This is a genomic window from Mogibacterium timidum ATCC 33093, from assembly GCF_000525775.1.
Lineage (GTDB): Bacteria > Bacillota > Clostridia > Peptostreptococcales > Anaerovoracaceae > Mogibacterium > Mogibacterium timidum.
Genome location: NZ_JALU01000003.1, coordinates 53,339 through 70,053, shown reverse-complemented (window position 1 = coordinate 70,053; position 16,715 = coordinate 53,339). Strand labels below are relative to the sequence as shown.

Annotated in this window: 15 protein-coding genes; all 15 read left to right on the top strand. The window is 48.2% G+C overall.

All coding sequences use genetic code 11. From position 1 onward, the window contains the following. The first annotated feature begins 12 nt into the window (after window positions 1-12). The 15 genes from HMPREF0581_RS00875 to HMPREF0581_RS00805 all read left to right on the top strand — a co-directional run bounded on the left by HMPREF0581_RS00875 (window position 13) and on the right by HMPREF0581_RS00805 (window position 16,640). Entirely contained in the window at window positions 13-1,446 is a 1,434-nt protein-coding gene (locus HMPREF0581_RS00875; RefSeq protein ID WP_036379466.1) for an NAD(P)/FAD-dependent oxidoreductase, read from the top strand. A 1-nt stretch (window position 1,447) separates the two neighbouring features. Then, a complete protein-coding gene (locus tag HMPREF0581_RS00870; protein WP_036379464.1) occupies window positions 1,448-2,875 on the top strand; it encodes an NAD(P)/FAD-dependent oxidoreductase in 1,428 nt (475 codons plus the stop codon). Continuing rightward, window positions 2,862-3,245 (top strand): DUF1667 domain-containing protein, encoded by a 384-nt coding sequence (locus tag HMPREF0581_RS00865; protein ID WP_036379462.1) that lies wholly within the window; start codon window positions 2,862-2,864, stop codon window positions 3,243-3,245. Before HMPREF0581_RS00870 ends, HMPREF0581_RS00865 begins: the two co-directional genes overlap by 14 nt. Window positions 3,246-3,537: 292 nt before the next feature. Further along, window positions 3,538-3,768, top strand: coding sequence for a hypothetical protein (locus HMPREF0581_RS00860; RefSeq protein ID WP_009643492.1), 231 nt, complete (start codon window positions 3,538-3,540; stop codon window positions 3,766-3,768). After that, window positions 3,749-4,063: a heavy metal-binding domain-containing protein gene (locus tag HMPREF0581_RS00855; RefSeq protein WP_009643424.1), complete on the top strand. Its 315-nt coding sequence runs from the start codon at window positions 3,749-3,751 to the stop codon at window positions 4,061-4,063. Before HMPREF0581_RS00860 ends, HMPREF0581_RS00855 begins: the two co-directional genes overlap by 20 nt. 159 nt (window positions 4,064-4,222) lie before the next feature. Then, the gene (locus tag HMPREF0581_RS00850; RefSeq protein ID WP_009643516.1) at window positions 4,223-4,876 is read left to right on the top strand and encodes a SanA/YdcF family protein; all 654 of its coding nucleotides are present in this window, start codon (window positions 4,223-4,225) and stop codon (window positions 4,874-4,876) included. Window positions 4,877-5,081: 205 nt separating this feature from the next. Then, entirely contained in the window at window positions 5,082-5,624 is a 543-nt protein-coding gene (locus HMPREF0581_RS00845; protein ID WP_036379460.1) for a glutathione peroxidase, read from the top strand. Window positions 5,625-6,063: 439 nt separating this feature from the next. Then, entirely contained in the window at window positions 6,064-7,431 is a 1,368-nt protein-coding gene (locus HMPREF0581_RS00840; protein ID WP_036379458.1) for an MATE family efflux transporter, read from the top strand. 19 nt (window positions 7,432-7,450) lie between these two features. Continuing rightward, window positions 7,451-8,056 (top strand): 5-formyltetrahydrofolate cyclo-ligase, encoded by a 606-nt coding sequence (locus HMPREF0581_RS00835; protein ID WP_051426863.1) that lies wholly within the window; start codon window positions 7,451-7,453, stop codon window positions 8,054-8,056. 154 nt (window positions 8,057-8,210) lie between these two features. After that, complete coding sequence (gene trpS / locus HMPREF0581_RS00830) at window positions 8,211-9,299, top strand: tryptophan--tRNA ligase (protein ID WP_036379456.1); 1,089 nt, start codon at window positions 8,211-8,213, stop codon at window positions 9,297-9,299. Between the two features lie 351 nt (window positions 9,300-9,650). Further along, window positions 9,651-10,487, top strand: coding sequence for a 4Fe-4S binding protein (locus HMPREF0581_RS00825; protein WP_036379454.1), 837 nt, complete (start codon window positions 9,651-9,653; stop codon window positions 10,485-10,487). 397 nt (window positions 10,488-10,884) lie between these two features. After that, window positions 10,885-12,132, top strand: a complete 1,248-nt coding sequence (locus HMPREF0581_RS00820) for a dicarboxylate/amino acid:cation symporter (protein WP_036379453.1) — start codon at window positions 10,885-10,887, stop codon at window positions 12,130-12,132. Between the two features lie 331 nt (window positions 12,133-12,463). Beyond that, complete coding sequence (locus HMPREF0581_RS00815; RefSeq protein ID WP_036379450.1) at window positions 12,464-14,170, top strand: histidine kinase; 1,707 nt, start codon at window positions 12,464-12,466, stop codon at window positions 14,168-14,170. Next, a complete protein-coding gene (locus HMPREF0581_RS00810; protein ID WP_051426862.1) occupies window positions 14,151-14,933 on the top strand; it encodes a LytR/AlgR family response regulator transcription factor in 783 nt (260 codons plus the stop codon). Before HMPREF0581_RS00815 ends, HMPREF0581_RS00810 begins: the two co-directional genes overlap by 20 nt. A gap of 318 nt (window positions 14,934-15,251) precedes the next feature. Continuing rightward, window positions 15,252-16,640 carry a beta/alpha barrel domain-containing protein gene (locus HMPREF0581_RS00805; protein ID WP_036379447.1) on the top strand — a complete coding sequence of 463 codons (1,389 nt, stop codon included), beginning with the start codon at window positions 15,252-15,254 and terminating at the stop codon, window positions 16,638-16,640. The last annotated feature ends 75 nt before the right edge of the window (window positions 16,641-16,715 follow it).

The window sequence follows — 16,715 nt, the reverse complement described above, 5'->3', positions numbered from 1 at the left end:
ACCGGAGGACAAATGCTTTACGACATAGTGATCATTGGTGCGGGAATCTGTGGCACGATGCTTGCCAGAGAGCTTTCCCGGTACGAGTTAAAAGTAGCAGTGCTTGATAAGGAAAATGATATAGCAAACGGAGCGACAATGGCTAATTCGGCAATTGTACATGCCGGATATGATCCTGAGGACGGTACACTGAAGGCGGAGCTCAATGTTATAGGTGCGCGCAAGTACCCGCAGCTATGTGAGGAATTGAATTGCCATATCAAGAATACCGGTGCGTATGTCGTTGCATGTGGTGCAGAGGAAGAAGCCAGGCTTGATGTGCTGGCAGATAGGGCTGCACGCAGGGATATTCCGCATGAGCTCCTGTCCGGTGATGAAGCAAGAGCTGTCGAGGCGAAGCTCAGTGAGAATGTTACAAAGGTTTTGTCATTCCCGGCAATGTCTGTCATATATCCGTGGGAGGTTGCAATTGCCTGTATGCAGGTTGCTGTGAGCAATGGCACTGAATTATATCTTAATCACAAGGTGGACGATATAGAGAAGACGGAAGATGGATATTTAATTACCTCCGGTGGAGAGGCTTTTCATGCCAAGATGGTAATTAATGCTGCAGGGTTAGGTGCGGCTTCAATTTGCCGGATGGTTTCAGATACAGTGGATTTCGAAATGCTGCCAAGACGCGGTGAATATTACGTCATAAGCAATGATGAGCAAGTGGTAGACCGTGTTATCTTTCCGGTTCCGACGGCAAAGGGCAAGGGCGTGCTGGCCATTCCGACTGTATATGGCAATACTCTCATCGGTCCTAACAGCGAACAGCTGGACGAACCGGCCACTACTGCAACAAGTGTCGGGGGAGCGGCATACATACGTGAGAACATTTCCAAGATTATAAATGATGTACCGCTCCACAAGTCGATACGAACCTTTGCCGGCTTGAGACCGAGTTCGACGTCAAAGGATTTTATAATCGGGCCGTTAGATGCCGACAATCCGGATTTTATAAATGTTGCATCGATTGAATCTCCGGGGCTTGCCAGTGCTCCGGGAATTGCAGAGTACGTTATAGATAATTTCGTAATTGATAGATTTAACCCGCGGCCTAACGCTGACGCAGTTATGACGAGGAAGCGTTCGGTTGTCGTGTCTGAGTTAAGCGATGAAGAGCGAGATGAGCTGGTTCGTGCAAAGCCACAGTACGGGAACATCGTTTGCCGATGTGAGACAATATCCGAGGGCGAGATAGTTGCGGCAATACATGACGTATGCGGAGCGAGGAGCGTCAAGGGCGTCAAGAAGCGAGTACGGCCGGGGATGGGCAAGTGTCAGGGCGGCTTTTGTGAGCCGAAGGTCGTTGAGATATTGGCTAGAGAGCTTAACAGGTCTCCTCTTGAGATTGTACTGGATGGCCGGAATTCACAAATCTTGAAAAAGGAGAATCGCTAACATGAGACATTGTCAGGCAGTGGTAATTGGCGGAGGTTGCGGCGGACTTGCTGCGGCTGCAAAGCTTAAACAAGAAGGCGTGAATGATGTTGTTCTAATCGAAAGGGATAGAGAGCTCGGTGGTGTGCTGAACCAGTGCATACATAACGGCTTTGGGCTGACGACCTTTAAGGAGCAGCTCAGCGGACCGGCTTTTGCGGAGCGTTATGAGCAGCAGGTGTTGGATGCAGAGGTTGAAGTCAAGTTGGGCACTATGGGTACGCACATGAGCAGTGACCGTATCATACAATATGTAAATCCGGAGGAAGGATATCAGCAAATCCGTGCAGATATCATAATTTTGGCTGTCGGATGTTATGAGAGAAGCCGTGGCTCTCTTGGAATACCCGGAGAACGTCCTACCGGCGTCTACACCGCAGGACAGGCACAGAGATACCTCAATATAGACGGATATCTCGTGGGCAAGAGGGTGTTTATCCTCGGCTCCGGAGATATCGGTCTGATTATGGCTAGGAGGATGACCCTCGAAGGCGCGGAGGTTCTGGGTGTAGCTGAGCTGATGCCATACAGCAACGGGCTCCCGCGAAATATGAAGCAGTGTCTCGATGATTTTGGGATACCGCTGTACCTGTCACACACCGTTACAAACATCTATGGGCACGACAGACTTGAGAGAATAGAGGTATCCGAGGTCGATGCGGACAAGAGGCCTATTACAGGTACAGAGATGTATTTTGACGTGGATACATTGCTCCTTAGCGTGGGGTTAATTCCTGAAAATACTCTCGCGGAGGAAGCCGGAATCGTTATGGATCCGATCATCCGAGGCCCTGTGGTCGATGAGAATTATATGACTTCTGTGCCGGGCGTATTTGCCTGTGGAAATGGACTCCATGTTCATGATCTTGCAGATTTTGTCACCAAGCAGGCGGGAGAAGCGGCGCTTGGTGCAATACGTTATATCCGTTATATTAATACAGCGATGTCAGACAAAGCAACTTCAGACAGCCGGACTGAAGTTGCTTCTGCTCCGGGGGATGAGGCTGAGGCTCAGCCTCAGGCGGATCTGCAATCCGGCTACGATGATGTAAAGAATGATATTACGAGCGGATTGCGAATCTCTGACATGGGGAAACTGCAATCTGATTACGACGATATAAGGGCCGGTAATCTGGTGGGTTACGTGGTTCCGGCGAGGATTCATAGGATGAATTTACCCAAGACAGTAACCTTCTATTTCCGAGTTCGCAAGCCGATGAAGAATATTACAATAGAGATTGCTAAAGGTGATACTGTTCTGAGAACGATTAATAAAGATGCCGTTATTCCATCTGAGATGGAGCAGATAGTCTTAGCGGGTAAGCAGCTTGAGCAAGCTTGTGGGAACCTGGAGATTCGTATAAAGGAGGATTCGCATGAGAGAATCTGAGCTAGTGTGCGTCAACTGCCCAAAAGGCTGCAAAATTACCGTACTTCTTGATGGAGATAAGGTTAAAGATGTGCAGGGATACAGCTGCGAGGAAGGTCTGAACTATGCCAGGCAGGAAGTGACAAGGCCAATGAGAATCCTGACTTCAACTGTAAAAATCGATGGGGCAATTGACAGAGTGCTCCCCGTGATAACTGATGGTGAGATTCCGCTGGATATGTGGCAAGATGCTATGAATGAGATTCAAGGAATAAGAGTCTCGGCACCGGTTAAGATAAACGACGTGATATCAGAGAACTTCCTTGGCACAGGTGTGAATTTGGTGGCGAGCAGGAGTATTGGAGTAGTATCATTTAAATACAGTCGTTAAATCCACTACAGGATTCCAACATGCAGGATGAGGATCAAGTGAAAAAGATCATCTTTCGCCTCGCCCGGATCTTCTTTATCCAAGTTCTTTGAGATACTTGCTTTTATCTATGTGATTTGTAATATATATTCGCAAATGGGAATCTTCATAAGCATTATCTTAAGCCTTCCTTAAATTTTGTCGCGCGGAATTGCCTGAACCGGATGTCTCACGTATAATTAATATGAAATGCGGGGCGGTCAATATTGGCGGCTCGGGTATTCGCGGGTATTTAAGAGAAGAGATTATTTAGATGAAGAATAAGATCGGCAGTATATTGGTAGCAGTTGTAATCATTGGAATTGTGATTGGAACAATTCTGGCATATTTTGTAGGATTTACCTTCATTCCGGGGTTACCATTGGGAGCGAGAATAATTGCGGCGCTTATCTGTGCCGGGTTTGTATATGGGGTGCTGCACATCTTGATTGAGAGAATCCGCGAGATTCAGAAGGGAGAAGACGATGATCTTAGTAACTACTAATGAAATTGCAGGCAGAAAGCTTGAGACTGTCGGCTTGGTTAAAGGTAGCACAATTCAGACTGTTAATGCTATCAGAGACATCGGGGCGGGGTTTAAGACTCTTGTCGGCGGTGAGCTCGTTAAGTATAACGAGATGATGAACAACGCCAGAGCGCTGGCAACCAAGAGAATGGTTGAAGAGGCCGAGTCTGTGGGTGCGGACGCTATCGTGGCGATTCGTTACTCGTCTGCATCGGTAATGCAGAACGCTGCAGAGGTTATGGCTTACGGCACAGCTGTAAAATTCCTCGACTAATTTGATGATGTCGCACGCCGTGAGCAGTGCGATAAATGAATAACCGGGCTCCATCAGAGTTGCGCCACCGTGATATTTGTGGCTCGCTATGGAGCTCGGTTTTGCTTTTTTTACATTAATTCCTTGCGTACGACACGAACGAGGAATATCATATTAACTATGCTTAAGATTTTTAAATTCATAATTAAGTTAATATTGTTGCTCGTCCTGGTGATAGTCGGGATAAATCTTTTCGTAAAATTTGGCGGCGAGAGATACCTCCGGACACCGGATCAGGTGTCAAGCGAACCTCGTGACTGTATCATTGTGCTGGGAGCCGGCGTGTACGGAAACGGCAAGCCAACCAAGATTCTGCAGGATCGTCTGGATCGAGGTATTGAACTGTATAAGGCCGGAGCCGCGCCCAAGCTGCTGCTCTCCGGCGACAATGGCAAGGCAAATTACGATGAGGTCAAGGTTATGCGTAATTACTGCTTAGAACACGGGGTCTCGGCTGAAGACATTTTTCTCGACCATGCAGGCTTCTCGACCTACGAATCGATGTATCGTGCGCGTGCTGTATTTGGTGTGAATTCGGCCGTAATCGTCACCCAACACTACCACGAGGGGCGTTCATTATACACGGCCAGAAGACTTGGTATAGAAGCGGTTGGAGTCAGCGCAGTTGAGAAGGATTATCCCGGGGATGAGCGTAGAGCTGTCAGAGAATTTCTGTCCAGAGAGAAGGCTTTTGTGCAGTGTCTGCTCAAGACTAAGCCGACATTCCTCGGAGACAAGATAGACATCAAGGGTGATGGGCGAGTCACCTGGTAAGGAATGATTTTACTGCGCGAATCTCGGGAAAGTGACTGCATTCGGCAAGTATTTATATAAGTGCAATTTAAATCGTTGACAAAACAATTTGATGCAATATAATTGTATACGCAAAGGCTACAGAGAACGGAGCTAAGGGGTTGGAGTGCAGCGTATGCTGCGGATATGCCGGGCACCTTGCAGCATAACCGAGGAGGAAAGGGATATGAGTTTTTACGATTACACGGTTCCGGCAGCTGATGGCAGCGAAATCTCGATGAAGGCTTACGAGGGTAAGGTAGTGCTGGTTGTCAACACAGCGACAGGATGTGGATTTACGCCACAGTATGAGCCAATCGAAGATATGTATGAAAAATACCATGATCGGGGATTGGAGGTGCTCGATATTCCTTGCAACCAGTTCGCAGGACAGGCGCCGGGTTCCGACGATGAGATTCACGAGTTCTGCACGCTTCACTACAACACGAAGTTCCCTCAGATGAAGAAGTCGGATGTTAATGGCGAGAATCAGCTGGAACTGTATAGATTCCTCAAGCAGGAGCAAGGCTTTCAGGGGCTCGGTAAAGGGCTCAAAGCAACCGGACTTTCACTAGTCGTTAAGAAAATAGACAAGGATTACAAGAATAATCCCGATATCAAGTGGAATTTCACCAAGTTTGTGGTTGATAGAAACGGCAACGTCGTTGCCAGGTTCGAACCGACTGCCAAGAAGGAGGAAGTGGAGAAGTGCGTAGCTTCTCTCATGTAAATTTGTTGTTCCAAGCCTTCGGGCTGTGACATCCTTAATAATAAATATACTGCAATGGAAAAAGCGTGGCTTGTGCCGCGTTTTTTCTGTGCGAGTATTCCGGCGAGACTCAGTGTATGGGTATCCGTAGGTGTTGGATGTGCGCTGAATGATAGATGCCGTTCGATAACACTGTTTCGACAGCTCCATTCCATATAGAGCATAATTGCGAGTACAATGCTTGCATACTGTCTGCAGTTTGTCGTGCATGGTGCGTAAAAGGTGAGAAAACATACATGAAATATACGTAAATAGTGCAAAAGCCGACCGCTTTCGTGTAGTTGACACTGGAAAAATCAAAGCACAAGATGGTATAATGATCAAGAAGATTGAATGGTGCTTGGGGGAGGCTGTCATTCAGTCATTTTTGTTTATATAAAAGCTTTACACAGGGGGGATGATGGGTAAAGAGACAGATACAATAGATACAAAGGAAAACATACTGGGGACCGCAGCCATACCGCCGCTGATCATCAAGCTATCGGTGCCGCTGATGGTGTCGATGTTCGTGCAGTCACTGTACAATATCGTCGACAGCATATTTGTGGCGCAGATTGACGAGGATGCGTTGACTGCTGTTTCGCTATGCTTTCCTATCCAGTCGATGATGATTGCGTTTGGTATAGGCACAGCGGTTGGTATGAGTGCTCTCATGTCGCGTTACCTCGGAGCCAAGAGCTTCGGTAAGGTAAATGCGACAGCCGAAAACGGTATCTTCCTTTGCTTTGTGACGTATGTGTTGTTCATAATCGTGGGATTTTTTGCTAAGCCGTTTATGGCGATGCAGACCGGCAACCAGAAGATTATTGACTACGGGGAGACATACCTGAGTATCGTTTGCTGGCTGTCTATCATGGTATTCCTGCAGATTACTATCGAGAGACTCCTGCAGAGCACAGGCAAGACCATCTACATCTTTATCACTCAGAGCACAGGTGCAGTTATCAACATCATCATGGATCCGATTCTGATATTCGGGCTGCTCGGTGCCCCTAAGATGGGTATCGCAGGAGCAGCTGTTGCGACAGTGTTTGGACAGACGGTCGGTGCTTTGTTGGGTGTATACTTCAATCTTACCAAGAACCGTGAGGTGCGCATCAGCTTCAAGCGTTTCAGACCGGGATGGAAAACTATCAAGGAGATATACGCAATTGGAATTCCGTCGATTATCATGCAATCAGTCGGTTCGGTCATGGTATTCGGTCTCAATCAGATACTGGTGGCGTTTACAACCACAGCGGTTGCGGCCTTTGGAGCTTACTTCAAGCTGCAGAGCTTCATCTTCATGCCTGTCTTCGGCATGAACAACGGTATAGTGCCTATCATCGCTTACAACTACGGTGCGCGCAACCGCAAGCGGATGGAGCAGGCTATGAAGCTGGCTGCCATATATGGAGTAGTCATAATGTCAATCGGGCTGATAATATTCTGGGCAATTCCGAACGTGCTGCTGGGTTTCTTCGCAGCTTCTCCTGGGCTGCTCAAGATCGGAACTGTCGAGCTGAGAGTGCTGTCGCTGGCATTCCCGCTGGCGGGATATTCGATTATGCGAGGAGGCGTATTCCAGGCTCTCGGCAAGAGTGTATACAGTATGAATATTTCAATTGTGAGACAGCTAGTCGTGCTGCTTCCGGCTGCATATCTGCTGTCCAGGTTAGGCAACATCGACATCGTGTGGTGGTCGTTTGTTATCGCCGAGTTCGTCGGACTTGCGATGTCGATTATATATACCAAAATGATCAAGAAGGATATTATCAGCAAACTGTAATAGGAGAAAAGGAGCTGCAGTGGACACAGATAGAAACCCGACGAGCGCGGAGATACAACAGAATAAAAGGGCTCTCAGGGCGAGGTGCAGGGAGATTGTCAAAGGGCTGTCTTCTGAATATATAGAAGAAGCGAGCAGGCGCATCGCCGAGCGGGTGACGGCATCTCCGGCTTACAAGACGGCAGGGACTATATTTTGCTACATGTCCATGGCCGGCGAACCGATTACGGATGCTATTATAGATAAAGCACTTGCTGAAGGAAAGCGTGTCGGTATCCCACTCTGCATCGGTCCTCATGAGATGGTTGTCAAGGAATACAAGCTGGGGGATGAGCTCACAAGAGGAGCATTTGGCATCAGAGAACCGTTGCCGGAGGCTAAGGAGATAACCACAGACGAGTTCGATCTCGCTATTGTTCCATGTGTGGCATGTGCCGAGGACGGGAGGAGAATCGGACACGGGGCAGGATACTATGATAGATTCCTCAGAGCGGCAGGCTTCATCAAGCTGGCCATCTGTTTTGAGAAGCTGCTTGCAGACAACATACCGCTCGAGGATACGGACATATACATGGACGGAGTTGCCACCGAAGATGCTATCTATGGGACGCGATGGCGCGGCTAACTGATACCGCAGTGTGTTAATCGCAGCGCACAAACAGCAGAAAGCAGTTCTAAGCCGAATGTTGTGGTGCTGACCGCTACACTTTATATATTAGATATGTCAGGCGCAAGATCCGGGATCCAATATAAGCATTTAGAAAATAAGAGGTAATAACATGGCTAAAGATAAAATCGTATTGACCGGTGACAGACCCACCGGCAGGCTTCATATCGGACATTACGTGGGTTCTCTCAGACAGAGACTCATCCTGCAGGAAGACCCGAGCATCGACAAGATGTTCATCATGATTGCAGATGCGCAGGCGCTGACTGACAATGCGGATAATCCTGAGAAGGTGCGCGAGAGCGTACTGCAGGTTACGATGGATTATCTGTCAATCGGAATCGACCCGGACCGCACAACTATATTTATCCAGTCTAAGATCCCGGCGCTGCACGAGATGACGATGTACTACATGAACCTTGTCACAGTCGCCAGAGTTCAGCGCAATCCAACTGTCAAGAACGAGATCAAGATGCGCGGATTTGAGGCCAATCTGCCGGTCGGATTCTTTACATATCCTATCAGTCAGGCTTCGGATATCACGGCGTTTATGGGTACTATCGTTCCGGTTGGCGAGGATCAGGAACCGATGATCGAGCAGTGCCGCGAGATTGTCCGCAAGTTCAACGCTACGTACGGCGAAGTGCTTGTCGAGCCGGAGATATATCTGCCGGACAACAAGGCTTGTCTGAGACTGCCGGGAACGGATGGACAGGCCAAGATGAGCAAGTCGCTCGGCAACACTATCTACCTCTCCGACAGCGAGGAGGAGCTCAGGATCAAGGTTATGAGCATGTACACGGATCCTAACCACATCAGGATCGAGGATCCCGGCCAGGTCGAGGGCAACACTGTATTCACATATCTGGATGCGTTAGTGCAATCCGATTCTTTCGAGAAATACCTGCCTGAGTACAAGAATCTCGATGAGCTCAAGTCACACTACAGACGCGGCGGACTCGGTGATGTAAAGGTCAAGAAGTTCCTGCTCAAGGTGCTTAATGAATTCCTCGTGCCGATCCGCGAGAGGCGCGCATACTACGAGGAGCATCCGGAGGTTGTTGTAGACGTATTACGCAAGGGTACAGAGAAGGCCAATGCAGAGGCAGAACAGACATTGGACAAGATGAAGAAGGCTATGCAGATCGACTACTTTAATCAGTGGGCAGAGGATTATAATTTAGATAAAGTGGATATGTGAATGATAATAAGGAAATAAAGACTGAAAAACAGCATATCAAACGCATCAATTGTGCCTTCTTTATAATGGCAGTAATCATAACGATATGTTGGTTGCTGAATCTTGATGGGTTTAAAGAATATCTGAGTCATTTCCTAAAATGGGGCGTTTAAAAGCAAGATGCTGTATTAATCGGCACAGGTTGGTGTGACCTGTGCTTTTCATTTTATCTTCACAAAAATGCACACTAATTAAACATTCTGTTTTATTCCTCGTGGTAAAATTCATTTATATTTGAGGAAGGATATCTCATAGACTGCATTCATATACGAATTATGAGCGGAATTAGATACAGCTGTGTGAGATTCAAACATGATTAAAAACGTTGTAGGCATGTATTTTAGTCCATCCGGCGAGACGGCTAAGATCACCAAGAAGATTACAATAGAAATAACTGACAATATGCGGGACAGCTGCCTGGATGATCTGGGCTATTCGTTCTACGATATGCTGGAGCTGACCAAGCATCCCGGCATCAGCCCTTCGATAGACTGCAGCGAGGAGACCATAGTTATCATGGGCATGCCGGTCATGTCGGGCAGAATCCCGGAGATTTGCAAGGAGATGCTTGCCAAGGTCAACGGCAATGGAGCGTACATGATTGCGCTGGTGGCATATGGCAACAACAGCTATGGGGACGCGCTATACGAGCTGTACACCTATGCGGGTGAGCAGGGCTTCAACGTGATAAGTGCGGCTGCGTTTATCGCTCAGCACTCGATGTTTCCCAAGATTGCGGAGCACAGGCCGGATGAGAATGACATCAAGAAGATGATCGAATTCAGCAGGATTAGCGCCAAGAAGCTCAAGCGCTTCGTATGTACTGATATAGATTCGATGCGAGGGAGACTGGCACCGCTGGCAATCTCGGGCTCTATACCTAAGCGAAAGCCTGTTAGCCTGCCCATCCATCCGACTGCGAACTCGATGTGCATAGATTGCGGTACCTGCGCGGAGGTGTGTCCGGTAGGAGCCGTAGATTCCAAGAATCTCAGAAAGTCGGATCCTAAGAAATGCATTTCGTGTACGGCATGCATCAAGGCTTGTCCGCAGGATGCGAGAGGCTTCTACGGATCTCTTGCCAAGGCGACACGTATCGCCAGGGAGAAGCTGCACTTTAAGCGTAAGGATCCGGAGTGGTTTATTTAGGAATATTAGAGCACACGCAGCAGATAGCGCATGCAGCAAAGGGAACACAAACGTGAACACGAGCCGACATATCCGACATAGCTGATACATAACATCTGTGCAGTTTGGATAGCTATGCAGATAACACGGGATAATGTCGGGAGTGGTTCGACGCGATGGGTGCGGAGAACGCACATCGCGGCAGCTACGCAGATATACGCAGATAACATGGGGAAATGCCGGGAGAGTACGAGCTCTCCCGATTTTATTTTGCTGAGAATTCACATCGAGTACTGTTCAAACGGGCAAATCCACTGTTTAAGCAAAATATGTTGATTAGATGAATGTCACAGGTAAAATAAGGCTTAAATAAAGTATTGGGATATTCAAAATTTATATGTTATACGGGGTATTCAAAATGGAGACTAAGAAGAGATTCAAGATTTCACTTACTACCCAGATCCTGATTGCGACCGTTGCAGGTATTGTATTCGGATCTCTCGTAGGACCTTGGGCGGCAAATCTGGCATTCATCGGAAACATCTTCCTGAGATTGATCCAGATGTCTGTTGTATTGCTTGTAATGACAGCGGTTGCCGGCGCAGTAGGAAGCGGAGACGGTCAGGATGTCGGCAAGATGGGATTCCACACCTTCAAATGGATTATTATCTTCACGATTATATCTGCAGGACTCGGAGTTATACTCTCGATGGTCATGAAGCCGGGTGTCGGAATAGACATCTCGCAGGCTGCGGGAGTTGCAAAACAGTCGGTGAAGTCAGCTTCGCTGCAGGATACTATCCTCAACTTCGTACCTACCAATGTGGTGCAGTCGATGGCTGAGGGAGCGATGGTGCCGTGTATAGTATTTGCGCTGTTCTTTGGTGTAGCGATGGGATCTTACGCCAGACAGAGCGGTAACAGAACCGTAGTTGATTGGATTAACGGAATAAACGGAACGATCACCGCAATCATCAAGATCGTAATGAAGGTCGCTCCAATCGGTATCTTCTGCCTGCTTGCAAATGTTGCAGGTTCTACAGGCTTCAAGGTGATCATTCCGATGCTCAAGTTCTTGCTGCTGCTGCTTATCGGAGATGCTATTCAGTTCTTGCTGTATACACCGCTTACCGGCTTCCTCACCAAGACCAGGTTGAGCAGGATGCCTAAGAAGTTTGCCAAGATGTCCATCATGGCTGTTACGACGACTTCCGGTGCTATCTGCCTGCCGACTAAGATCGAGGACGAGGTTACGAAGTTCGGCGTTAGCCGTAAGGTTGCTGATTTTACCGGGCCTATAACGATGGCGATGAACAGCTGCGGAGCAGCTCAGTGTTACGTGGCTGCTATCTTCTTTATGGCACAGTCGTTGCACATCAACTTGAGTGCATACCAGATGGGAATGGCTATTCTCCTGTCTTGTCTGATGTGCCTCGGAACAATTTCCGTACCAGGGGGTTCGGTAATCGTATACACATTCCTTGCAAGCTCGCTGGGACTTCCGCTCGAGAGCATCGCTATTCTCATCGGGATCGACTGGTTCGCCGGAATGTTCCGTACATTGATGAACGTAGACGTAGACGTAATGGTTGGAATGCTCGTTGCAAGCAAGCTTGGTGAGCTGGACCACGACGTATTCGACGACAAGAAGGTCGTAACATACTAAGAGATACTCTGATTCAGAATATCATACATACTCAAAAGACCCGCCGGCATTTGCCGGTGGGTCTTTTGGGGTTCAATCTATCTTTCTATCTTTACGGGTTGTCGGTTTGAGCATAAATATTCCGACCTTCATTATATCAGTTTGTTAGGGCGTTTCAGTTTTATGAATAACCTTGAAACGGTCTCCGGATTGGTGTATCTTGACATGCTCAAGTAAATTTACTATATTAACTTAAAAGCGCATCCCTTACAAATAGGGGGATACGCCCACTAATCCGCCACAGAAGACTAATTTACAGAAAAGGTTTCATACGCCCAAAAAGGGGGCTGAAATGCTGACTGGGGAACTTGCCGATCATCTGATCATCAACCTTGCCGCATTAATAATAATTGCTAACCTGCTTTCGCATATTCACGTGTTCCGGAAGACCATACTGCAAGAACACAGAAGCGTGAAGCAGGATTTTGTGTTGTCTCTGGTATTCGTAGCGCTCATCGTCGGCTCGACATCGCTTGAGGTGAATATGGGGCTCTACGGATTTAACACCAGGATGATAGGCGCGATGTCGGCAGGTCTGTTGGGAGGTCCGCTTGTCGGCTTTTTTGCCTCTATGCTCGGCGGCCTCTACGTGCTGCTGACGGCATCGCCAGCTGTGCTTGCCCATTCCGAGGCGTTCTCAACAGTCTGCTTCGGTTTACTCGGAGCAGGCTTCTATCCATACTTTCAGCGTGGTAAGTGGAAATATCGCGATCTCATACTGCTGGCTGTCTTTGCAGAGCTGTTTGAGATATTCTCGCTGCTCAGACTTACCGTATCAATGAAGGTAGCCATAGAGGCCATCATAGAGATGAGCATTCCGATGATGTTAATAAACGTAGTCGGTCTCATGGTATTCATCGCGAACTTCAACTATGTGTTCATACAGCAGGATGCCGAGACTACGCGTCAGCTGCAGCGCATCGGGACAGTGACAGGTGAGCTGATGGATTTATTTGAAAACGACAGGAGTTATGCGGATAACCTGTCGACATTTATAGACATACTGATGGATAACTTCGATTACAGCGGGGTGATGATTACCGACAGGAGTAAGATCCTGCACTGGCGCCATCCTGACATACGCTTGACCGTGGACGAGATGACGGAGCTGCCGCTGATAGCCGTGCATGCTATGAATTCGGGTCAGCTTGAGACGATGGAAACTCCGCCTGAAGGGAGCGTTTGGGAAGCTGCTCTCAACGACAACTATTCGGCAGCAGTGCCGTTCGCGGTAAACGGACAGGTACGAGGCAGTCTCGTCGTGTGGGTGAAGCGCACGTGGTTCCAAAAGACCATTGAGCTGGAATTCATCCGGATAGTTCACAATCTGATATTGTTTCAGCTATCCAAGCGTGAGCTGAGCAAGCAGCTGGAGCTGACATCGCAGGCAGAGCTCAAGGCGCTGCAGTTTCAAGTCAATCCGCATTTTCTGTTCAATGCGCTAAATACCATTTCCTTCGTATGTCGCGAGGATTCCGAGCGAGCGGTCAAGCTGCTGCGCGTACTGGCTTCGTATTTCAGGTATAGCCTGAAGCAGCGCAATTTCATGGCGCCGTTGGCTGATGAAATTCAGCATGTGAAGGACTATCTCAGGATTGAGGAAGCGCGTTTTGAGGAGAAGCTGGATATCAGATTTTACGAGGATACAGAATCTGATATACCGGTGCCGATATTGATACTGCAGCCAATAATCGAGAATGCCGTCAGGTACGGAATATCAGCAGACGGGTATAGGCATGTAACAGTGAGGGTCAGCCGTCTTGAAGGCGGTGTAAGCGTCAGGATTCGCGATAGGGGGCCGGGAATTCCCGAGGAGGTGTTGGCGGATATCGCAGCCGATAACGATATAGACGATCATATCGGGCTTACTAACGTAAATCGCAGGCTCAAAGCCATCTATGGCGATGAGGGTGGCCTGCAGATTACGAGTGATGGCGACGGTACGGTGATTGAGATTGATTTCTATGGGGAGCGACAAGATGAACAGGGAGACAGATAGTGTGATTAGCATTGCGATTGTAGATGACGAACGCCCGGCTAGAGAAGGCCTCCGCTATGAGCTTGAGAATATCCTGCCTGAGGCGCATATTGTATATGCTGATTCGGGAGTTGCGGCGGTTCGGCTGCTGACTGATACCGACATAGACCTGCTGTTTTTGGATATTAACCTCGGAGATGTGAAGAGCACAGCGCTTGTGCCGACCTTTCAAAGGCTGCAGCCTGATATGATGATATGTTTCGTCACGGCGTATTCCGATTATGCGGTGGAGGCCTTTCAGCTGGAGGTTGACGACTACATAATGAAGCCATTTGAGCCGGAACGCATCGAACGAGTTGTGGCTAAGGTGCGAGAGCAATTAGCTCAGCGCAATGAGGGCGAGCCCGCGCAGATAGCAGAAGGGCTTGCGAAGGCAGGGGCTGAAGAAGAGCAGTCGATACGCAGGCTGCCGATCCACGGCAGGGACAGGACAATATATGTGGACATGGATAAAATTGTGTATATTGAAACCTACGGACGAGGCTGCAACGTGTATATGACCGGAAATAAATACTTTGATCCGGATTCAATTGGAATTATGGAGCGCAGGCTGCCGGACCTGTTTCGAATACACAAGAGTTATATGGTTAATCCGGTCAAGGTCAGCGAAGTGTTTCCGTGGGGTAAGAATAATTACTGTCTCAAGATGGAGGGCTATCCCGAAACCATTCTGCCAATCAGCAGAGATAAGGTGAAGCGGCTCAGAGAGATACTGGATAGGTAATATGCGAACCCTCTCGCCGGGCTGTCGGCGAGGGAATTTTTTATGAGCGGGGTTGGCCATGTGACGACGGTCACTTGACATAATAAATATTGCATATTAATATACATGTATACAATTTAACGCAGATTAACGCAGGGCTATATATGACGGATAGTTTGACCGGAGATCAAGAGATAAGATCAAGAGACTCCGATTTTACGTAGAAACAAGTCTACAGTGAATAAACAAATTGTATATTAGATTTTAATTACCCTGGCAATAACGGGAGAAAGGAAACATCCAATATCATCTATGATAATCGGATTATGCGTGAAATAAATGAATGACATCAAGATCAACAAGCAATCAAATCTGCTGGAACAGGATCCATATAACTACCGGCTGCAGGATGTTGAAGAGCCTAACTTGATGCGTGAATTCTTCGAGTATACGGAGATTCCAAAGGTATCCTTTAACTTTAGGAGAAATCCATTGGGCATGCCTAAGGAGATATGGATTACAGACACGACGTTTCGCGATGGTCAGCAGTCGCGCGAACCATACACAGTAGATCAGATAGTGGACATCTACAGGATGCTGTCAAGGCTGTCCGGACCAAACGGCAAGATTCGTCAGACGGAGTTCTTCGTCTATAGCGAGAGGGATAGACGGGCAATCGAGAAGTGCAGAGAGCTGGGTTTGGATTTTCCGGAGATAACAACGTGGATAAGGGCCAAGAAGGAGGACTTCAAGCTGGTTCACGATATCGGCGTCAAGGAGACCGGCATTTTGGTCAGCTGCTCGGACTATCACATCTTCACCAAGCTGGGCATGAACAGAAGACAGGCGATGGAGCACTATCTGTCGGTGATTTCGGATGCGTTTGAGGCAGGTGTTATGCCGCGCTGTCATCTCGAGGATATCACGAGGGCGGATTTCTACGGATTTGTAGTTCCTTTCGTCAAGGCTATACAGGAGCTCGCAGAGCAGGCAAACATGTCGGTTAGGATTCGCGCATGCGACACCCTCGGCTATGGGATTCCTTACGGCGGCGTCGCTATGCCTCGCTCGGTTCCGGGCATCATTTACGGGTTGCAGCACTATGCCGGTGTTCCCAGTGATATGATAGAGTGGCACGGTCACAACGATTTCTACAAAGCGGTTACAAATGCCGCTACCGCATGGCTGTACGGGGCATCTGCGGTAAATACTACGCTTTTTGGCATAGGGGAGAGAACCGGGAATGTTCCGCTGGAGGCGATGGTCTTCGAATACGCGCAGCTGCGCGGCACGCTTGACGGCATGGATACGACGGTAATCACCGAGCTGGCGGAATACTACGAGAATATAATCGGATATAAGATTCCTGAGCAGACTCCTTTCGTCGGCAAGAATTTCAATGTCACCAAGGCGGGAATTCACGCAGACGGTTTGCTCAAGAATGAAGAGATATACAATATATTTGACACCAAGAAGTTCCTAAACAGACCGCCACTGGTTTCGATTAACCAGAATAGCGGCGCTGCAGGCGTTGCGGTATGGCTGAATGAGAAGTATCATCTCGAGGGCGATCGCAGAGTTGATAAGCATAGCGAGGTTGTAAGCTACATCAAGAGATGGATTGATGACCAGTACAACAATGGCAGAGTATCGGTAATCGGAGCTGATGAGATCGACCACCTGGTTAATGAATACGTAAGCGGCGAGACTGACGGCAAGAACTGGTAATGGCGAGCGTATTACAGCTTGTGTCCGGCAATGAGATGCACAAGGGTACATTGAATATCAAGCATAGAATGGTAG